Origin of the sequence: Micromonospora sp. BL4, assembly GCF_003667505.1 — a bacterium.
Classification (GTDB): domain Bacteria; phylum Actinomycetota; class Actinomycetes; order Mycobacteriales; family Micromonosporaceae; genus Micromonospora.
Genome location: NZ_RCVJ01000249.1, coordinates 1 through 7,280, shown reverse-complemented (window position 1 = coordinate 7,280; position 7,280 = coordinate 1). Strand labels below are relative to the sequence as shown.

The window sequence follows — 7,280 nt, the reverse complement described above, 5'->3', positions numbered from 1 at the left end:
GGGCCGCGCTGTTGACCACCGTCGCCGGTGCCCGCCATACGGTCGGCCGGGTCGACCTGCTCGTGCTCGGTCCGCCGTACCCGCTGGCGGGGACCAGGTCCGACCCGAACAACAACTCACTGGTGCTGCTCGCCACGGTGGCCGGGGTGCGGATCCTGCTGCCCGGCGACGCGGAGACCGAGGAACAGCACGCGGTGCTGGCGCGGGCGGCGCCGGGGCAGTTGCGCGCGGACGTGCTGAAGGTCGCCCACCATGGTTCGGCCTATCAGGATCCGGGCTTCCTCGACGCGGTTCGGCCAGCCGTCGCGCTGGTGCCGGTCGGCACCGGCAACACCTACGGGCACCCGAATCCGGGGCTGCTCGCCCGGCTCAGCAGGGGCGGCGCCCGGGTCCTGCGCACCGACACCGAGGGCGATCTGGCGGCGATCCGGGCGGGGGAGGGCCTGGCGGTGGTCCGCCGGGGCGTGCCCCCGGGTCGACGAACCTGAGGGGAGCGGAAAGGAGGCCGGCCCGACTCGCGGTGGAAATTGCGCGATCAACGGCACCAATGCTGGGCGTATTAAGAATTACGCAGTGGATTGTGGTGAATGTCGGGATTTGCACTGACTGCGGGCTCCGCCGACTGAGGGGCGAATGACCAGGCACGTTCCCGGCGTGGGCCGTGCGAATATGGGCGGCGTGACCCCCGCCAGCCTCGCCCCCATTCTGCTCGTCCTCGGTGATGAGGAGTTGCTCGCCACGCGAGCGGTGACCGAAGCTGTCGCGAGGGTCCGCAGCGTCGACCCCGACGTGGACGTCCGCGAGTACCAGGCCAGCGCGCTCACCGTCGGCGAGATCGCCGAGATGCTCAGCCCGTCGCTGTTCGGCGGGCGGCGGCTGCTCATCCTGCGCTCCGGCCAGGACGCCCGCAAGGACCTGGTCACCGCGCTGCTGGCGTACGCGAAGAACCCCGACCCGGACGTCCAACTGCTCGTGCTGCACCTGGGCGGCGCCAAGGGCAAGGCGTTCGCCGACGGGCTGCGGGCGGCGGGCGCGACGGTGATCCCGGCGGCCAAGCTCAAGGGGCACCGCGACCGGCTGGCCTTCGTCCGCGACGAGATCCGCCGGGCCGGCGGCAGGTGCACCGACGACGCCGCCGAAGCACTGATCGCGGCGGTCGGCAACGACCTGCGCGAGCTTGCCGCCGCCTGCTCCCAACTGATCGCCGACACCGACGGCCGGATCGGCGCCGACACGGTCGCCCGCTACTACCGGGGCCGGGTCGAGGTGAGCGGCTTCACCGTGGCGGACGCCACCATGGTCGGGGACGTGCCGGCCGCGCTGGAGGCGCTGCGCTGGGCCCTGCACGTCGGGGTGGACCCGGTTCCCATCGCCGACGCCCTGGCCGACGGCGTACGCACGGTGGCCCGGGTGGCGTCGGCCGGGCGGGGCAACCCGTACCAGCTCGCCAGCAGCCTCGGCATGCCGGCCTGGAAGATCGAGCGGGCGCAGCGGCAGGGGCGCGGCTGGACGCCCGAAGGGCTGGTCCGGGCCATGCAGGTCGCCGCCGAGTGCAACGCGGCCGTCAAGGGCGGCTCGGACGACCGGGCGTACGCCCTGGAACGCGCTGTCTTCTCGGTCGCGGCGGCACGGCAGGGCAGCACCCGGTGACCGGGCCGAACCGCACGGCGTGGGCCACCCTCCCCGCCGACGAGGACCGTTACCGGCCGCTCTACGCCCGGCTCCTCGGCCTGCGGTTCGTCAACCCCGGCGGCGTGCTCTGCTTCCTCTTCTTCGAGGGCACGGTCGCGCTGGCCGTGCTGCTCGCCCTCGCCGAACTGGTCACCTGGTGGGCCGTGCTGGTGCTGCCCGCCGTGGTGGCGGCGATGGTGAAGCTCAACGACATGGTGGCCGCGATCGTGGTGCGCTCCGCCGCGCTCGTGCCCGAGCAGGAACGGGACCGCTTCCGCCGGCAGATGGAACCGGTGGTCGGGCGGGCCCGGGTGGAATGGATCACGCATAGCGTGCCCGGCGTCATCGTCACGGTGGACGCGCCGACCCCGCGCAGCGACGCCCCGACGCGCCCACCCACCCAGTCGCAGTAGATCTTGGAGCGGAACGGCCCCCTTCAGGGGCGCTTTTCCTCCAAGATCCAGGCCGGTGATCGCGCGGGGGTGAGCGGCAGGCGACTGCTCCGGACACACGGAAGCCCCGGACCGAGGTCCGGGGCTTTCCGAATCAGTCTGACGGAAGAGTCGTCAGGCGGAGAGCGACCCCACGCGCTTGGCGATCGCGGACTTGCGGTTCGCGGCTTGGTTGGAGTGGATCACGCCCTTGCTGACAGCCTTGTCCAGCTTGCGCGAGGCCTCCAGCATCAGCGCGGTGGCCTTCTCGACGTCACCGGCCTCAGCAGCCTCGTGGAACTTCCGGACGGCGGTCTTCAGCGACGACTTGACCGACTTGTTGCGCAGCCGGGCCTTCTCGTTCTGCCGGTTGCGCTTGATCTGGGACTTGATGTTCGCCACGCGACAGCCTCGTCTTGATAGCTCGGGTTGGTCAGCTTAGGTGCGCGGGATGACGAACATGCGTCATCGCTGCGCGAAGAGCCAGGTTACCAGGTCGCCCGGGACGAGCCAAAACGGCCCGACCACCGCGCGGCCGAATCCCGGCCCGCCGGGGATCACACTACGCCCCCGGATGCTCCCGCCGGTCACCGCCAGCCCTGGCGGTGGGCGAGCCAGTCGAGCGCCTGCTCGCCGCTCCACCGCTGGTGCGCGGGCAGGTGCGGCGAGGCCGTTCCCGGGGCCGCGGCGGCGCCGGTGAGGAAGTAGCCGGCCAGCGCGGCCAGGGTGGCGTCCAGCGCGTCCGGGGGCGCGCCCGCGGTCACCGGATGCGCCGTGAAGAGCCGGTCCGCGTCCAGGCCGCCGGCGTACGCGGTCAGCAGCAGACCGGCCAGGTCGAACCAGGCCGGCCCGTGACACACCCAGGTCCAGTCGCAGAACCAGGCCCGGCCGTCCGCGTCGATGAGGACGTTGTCCACCCGCAGGTCACCGTGGGTCAGGCCGGTCGCCCCGGCGGCGTACCGGGGGAGGCGGGACTCCAGCTCCACCAGCTCGGGCAGTCGGCCGCGCACGGGCTCGGGCAACGCCGGCAGCGGCTCCCGGTCGGCCGCGACCTCCTCCCACCAGAGGATGTCCGACCGGGCCAGGTCGGCCAGGTGCGGCAGCCCGAGCTCGGTCAGCCCGGCCGGCGGGTCGGCCAGCGCGGCGGCGACCTCGGCGTACCCGGCGAGCGTGGCGTCCAGCTCGGCCGGCGCCCAGGGCAGCCGCGGGGTGTGGCCGTCGACGGCGTCGGTGCAGAGCACGAACCAGCCGACCTCGTACAGGGTCCACCGGGGGCGGGGCGCGGGCAGGCCGGCCGGCAGCCGGTCGAGGATCGCGGCCTCCCGGGCGTACGAGTCGACCAGGCGCGGTTGCTCGACGGCGGACGCGGCCTTCACGAAGGCCCGGCCGCCGTCGGCGGTGTCGAGCACGGCGGCGAAACCCCGGGTGAAGCCCGCGCCGGCCACCCGGGCGGTGACCACCGGCGCGCCGAGCCGGTCGGCGATCGCGGCCCGCAGCGCCGCCGGCAGCGCCGGCCACGACGGACGCAGCGCGCTCGCGTGGTACGGCACCGGAGGCAGCGACGGCGGGGACACCCCACCATGCTGCCCCGGGGTACGTGCACAGCGCGCGCCGACACTGCCAGACTGCCAAGCCATGAGGACCGAGGACTTCTGGCAGCTGATCGACGAGGCCCGGGCCGGCGGCGGGGGAGAGCCGGGCCCGGTGGCCGCGCGCGCCGTGGCGCTGCTCGCCGAGCGCGACCCGGAGGACATCGTCGGGTACGCCCGGCACCAGACGCGGGTGCTGGCCGCCTCGCACAAGGCGGATCTGTGGGGGGCCGCGTACCTGATCAACGGCGGGGCGTCGGCGGACGGCTTCGAGCACTTCCGGGGCTGGCTGATGACCCAGGGCCGGGCGGTCTTCGCCCGCGCGGTCGCCGACCCGGACTCGCTGGCCGAGCTGCCCCAGGTGCGGGCCGCGTCGCTCAGCGGGGAGGAGTTCTCCGCCGAGCAGATGCTGACGGTGCCCTGGGACGCGTACCGCAAGGCCACCGCGTCGGAGCTGCCCGCGGACCGGGACCCGGTGCGCGCGCCGGACCTCAACGACTTCTGGGACTTCGACGACGAGGAGGAGGCCCGCCGACGGCTGCCGCGGCTGGCCGCGCTCTTCGTGGAGCCGCCGGTGGAGTGACCGGCGCGGGCGCTCCGCCGGACGATCCATCGCCCGCACAGCGGGGGCACCCTGGCGGCGTGGGAACATAGAGGGGGTCGGCGGCGCGCCGGCCTGTTCACGTCAGCCGACCAGAACGGACCGCTGTGCCACCGAAGCTCGATCCCGGCGCGAATGCTCCTGGTGCCACCGACCCCGGTCGCATCCGGAACTTCGGCATCATCGCCCACATCGACCACGGGAAGTCGACCCTGGCCGACCGGATGCTGCAGCTCACCGGCGTGGTCGACCCCCGGCAGATGCGCGCCCAGTACCTGGACCGGATGGACATCGAGCGCGAGCGCGGCATCACCATCAAGAGCCAGGCCGTCCGGATGCCGTGGACCATCCGCGAGGGCGAGCGGACCGGCGAGCACGCCGTGCTCAACATGATCGACACCCCGGGGCACGTCGACTTCACCTACGAGGTGTCCCGGTCGCTGGCCGCCTGCGAGGGTGCCGTGCTGCTGGTCGACGCCGCGCAGGGCATCGAGGCGCAGACCTTGGCGAACCTCTACCTGGCGCTCGAGAACGACCTGCGCATCATCCCGGTCCTCAACAAGATCGACCTGCCGGCCGCCCAGCCGGAGAAGTACGCCGAGGAGCTGGCCCACCTCATCGGCGGCGACCCCGCCGACTGCATCCGGGTCTCCGGCAAGACCGGCGAGGGCGTGCCGCACCTGCTGGACGAGATCGTCCGGCAGTTCATCCCGCCGACCGGCGACGCCGACGCGCCCGCCCGAGCGATGATCTTCGACTCGGTGTACGACGTCTACCGCGGCGTCGTCACCTACGTCCGGGTCGTCGACGGCCGGATCAGCGCCCGGGACCGGATCAAGATGATGTCCACCGGGGCGGTGCACGAGCTGCTGGAGATCGGCGTCATCTCGCCGGAGATGGTGAAGGCCGAGGCGCTCGGCGTCGGCGAGGTCGGTTATCTCATCACCGGTGTGAAGGACGTCCGGCAGTCCCGGGTCGGTGACACGGTCACCATCAACAGTCGGCCGGCCGCCGAGGCGCTGGGCGGCTACAAGGACCCGAAGCCGATGGTCTACTCCGGCCTCTACCCGATCGACGGGTCCGACTACCCCAACCTGCGCGAGGCACTGGACAAGCTCAAGCTCAACGACGCCGCGCTGGACTACGAGCCGGAGACCTCCGGCGCGCTCGGCTTCGGCTTCCGCTGCGGCTTCCTCGGCCTGCTCCACCTGGAGATCATCCGGGAGCGGCTGGAGCGCGAGTACAACCTCGACCTGATCTCCACCGCGCCGAACGTCGTCTACCGGGCCATCACGGACGATGGCGAGGAGATCGTCGTGACCAACCCGAGCGAGTACCCCACCGGCAAGATCGCCGAGGTGTACGAGCCGGTGGTCCGCGCCACCGTGCTGACGCCCAACGACTACGTGGGCGCGGTGATGGAGCTCTGCCAGGGCCGGCGGGGCAGCCTGCTCGGCATGGACTACCTCTCCGCCGACCGGGTGGAGCTGCGCTACACACTGCCCCTCGCAGAGATCATCTACGACTTCTTCGACCAGTTGAAGAGCCGGACCAAGGGCTACGCCTCGCTGGACTACGAGCCCTCCGGCGAGCAGGCGTCCGACCTGGTGAAGGTGGACATCCTGCTGCACGGCGAGCCGGTGGACGCGTTCAGCGCCATCGTGCACAAGGACAAGGCGTACAACTACGGCGTCACCATCGCCGCCAAGCTGCGCACCCTGATCCCGCGCCAGCAGTTCGAGGTGCCGATCCAGGCGGCCATCGGCAGCCGGGTCATCGCCCGCGAGACCATCCGGGCGATCCGCAAGGACGTGCTCGCCAAGTGCTACGGCGGTGACATCAGCCGTAAGCGCAAGCTGCTGGAGAAGCAGAAGGAAGGCAAGAAGCGGATGAAGATGGTCGGCCGGGTCGAGGTTCCGCAGGAGGCCTTCATCGCCGCCCTCTCCTCCGACTCCGGCGACGGCAAGGCTGTCGGCAAGAAGTGACACCGACGCCGGTGCGCCGGCGCTGACAGACGAAGACGGCCGGTGCCCGGCCGGGTCGGTCGCGAAAGGCCGAACGCTCGACGGGGCGCCGGCCGTTCGCCGTACCCCGGTGGCGGTCCCCGTGTCGCGGACCGCGACCTCTTGCTCGTGGTGCGTTCTTGCTCGTGGTGCGTTCTTGCTCGTGGTGCGTTCTTGCTCGTGGTGCGTTCTTGCTCGTGGTGCCTTCTTGCTCGCGGTGCCTTCTTGCTCGCGGTGCCTTCTTGCTCGCGGTGCCTTCTTGCTCGCGGTGCCTTCTTGCTCGCGGTGCCTTCTTGCTCGCGGTGCCCTCTTGCTCGCCGTGCCTCGGCGGCGTGCCGAACCGGCCGGAGCGCGGCCTGCGGCGGCGCGACTGGGCGGCGGGTGAAGGAATTTTTCGAGCCGTGCCGGCGGCGGGTGACCCGACGGCAGTGCCGGTGACCTGTGTGGATGCGCCCCCGTGCCAATCGACGCAGTCGGACCGCATTGACGGTCACCGTCGCCTCTACAAGTGAGTCGGTTTGGATTTTCGGTGGGTCGGGCACTTAGCGGTCACGACAGGAAACACACATCGTGTGGCAGACATTCTTTGAAGGAGGGCGATCGTGGAGCTCACCGTGTGGGGCATCATCACTGCGCTTGTTGTTGGTCTCATCGTCGGCGCGCTGGGCCGCCTGGTCGTTCCGGGCCGCCAGAACATGCCCATGTGGCTGCACATGCTGATTGGTGTCGGCGCGGCCCTGCTGGGCACCGTGCTGGCGCGGGCGATCGGCATCGCGACCGAGACCAACGGCATCGACTGGGGCGAGCTGCTCGTGCAGGTCGTCGTGGCCGCGATCGCGGTCGCGCTGGTGGCCGGCGTGGGTCGCCGCCGCAGCGTCACCCGATAACACCAGCATCACCCGCACCACTTCCGCAGGGCGCCCGACCGGTTGGTCGGGCGCCCTGCGGCGTTCGTCCACGTGCAGCGGCCGGCTCGCCCCCGCCC

Annotated in this window: 8 protein-coding genes; 6 read left to right on the top strand and 2 right to left on the bottom strand. The window is 71.7% G+C overall.

Going from position 1 to position 7,280, the window contains the following annotated elements; genetic code table 11:
* From EAD89_RS29520 to EAD89_RS29510, 3 genes are all read left to right on the top strand, one after another.
* On the top strand, positions 1 to 488 hold a 488-nt coding region (locus tag EAD89_RS29520; RefSeq protein WP_368666382.1), incomplete at its 5' end, for a ComEC/Rec2 family competence protein.
* 181 nt (positions 489 to 669) lie between these two features.
* Positions 670 to 1,650, top strand: coding sequence for a DNA polymerase III subunit delta (holA, locus tag EAD89_RS29515; RefSeq protein ID WP_121657186.1), 981 nt, complete (start codon positions 670 to 672; stop codon positions 1,648 to 1,650).
* On the top strand, positions 1,647 to 2,084 hold the full coding sequence (locus EAD89_RS29510) for a hypothetical protein (protein WP_121657185.1): 438 nt from the start codon (positions 1,647 to 1,649) through the stop codon (positions 2,082 to 2,084). Before holA ends, EAD89_RS29510 begins: the two co-directional genes overlap by 4 nt.
* A gap of 153 nt (positions 2,085 to 2,237) precedes the next feature.
* Here EAD89_RS29510 and rpsT read toward each other — a convergent pair whose 3' ends face one another.
* Both rpsT and EAD89_RS29500 read right to left on the bottom strand, forming a co-directional pair.
* On the bottom strand, positions 2,238 to 2,504 hold the full coding sequence (rpsT, locus tag EAD89_RS29505; RefSeq protein ID WP_121657184.1) for a 30S ribosomal protein S20: 267 nt from the start codon (positions 2,502 to 2,504) through the stop codon (positions 2,238 to 2,240).
* A 185-nt stretch (positions 2,505 to 2,689) separates the two neighbouring features.
* Complete coding sequence (locus tag EAD89_RS29500; RefSeq protein ID WP_199733684.1) at positions 2,690 to 3,676, bottom strand: phosphotransferase family protein; 987 nt, start codon at positions 3,674 to 3,676, stop codon at positions 2,690 to 2,692.
* Between the two features lie 61 nt (positions 3,677 to 3,737).
* Here EAD89_RS29500 and EAD89_RS29495 point away from each other — a divergent pair, with 61 nt between their 5' ends.
* The 3 genes from EAD89_RS29495 (at position 3,738) to EAD89_RS29485 (ending at position 7,182) form a co-directional block, all read left to right on the top strand.
* Positions 3,738 to 4,274 (top strand): DUF4240 domain-containing protein, encoded by a 537-nt coding sequence (locus EAD89_RS29495; RefSeq protein WP_121657183.1) that lies wholly within the window; start codon positions 3,738 to 3,740, stop codon positions 4,272 to 4,274.
* Positions 4,275 to 4,399: 125 nt separating this feature from the next.
* The gene (gene lepA, locus EAD89_RS29490) at positions 4,400 to 6,277 is read left to right on the top strand and encodes a translation elongation factor 4 (RefSeq protein ID WP_121677968.1); all 1,878 of its coding nucleotides are present in this window, start codon (positions 4,400 to 4,402) and stop codon (positions 6,275 to 6,277) included.
* A 620-nt stretch (positions 6,278 to 6,897) separates the two neighbouring features.
* Positions 6,898 to 7,182, top strand: a complete 285-nt coding sequence (locus tag EAD89_RS29485) for a GlsB/YeaQ/YmgE family stress response membrane protein (RefSeq protein ID WP_074313648.1) — start codon at positions 6,898 to 6,900, stop codon at positions 7,180 to 7,182.
* Positions 7,183 to 7,280: the final 98 nt, after the last annotated feature.

What these genes read in the sequence shown, in the direction of transcription:
- holA (WP_121657186.1), top strand. Translation starts at nt 670, where the DNA reads ATGGGCGGCGTGACCCCCGCCAGCCTCGCCCCCATTCTGCTCGTCCTC.
- EAD89_RS29495 (WP_121657183.1), top strand. Translation starts at nt 3,738, where the DNA reads ATGAGGACCGAGGACTTCTGGCAGCTGATCGACGAGGCCCGGGCCGGC.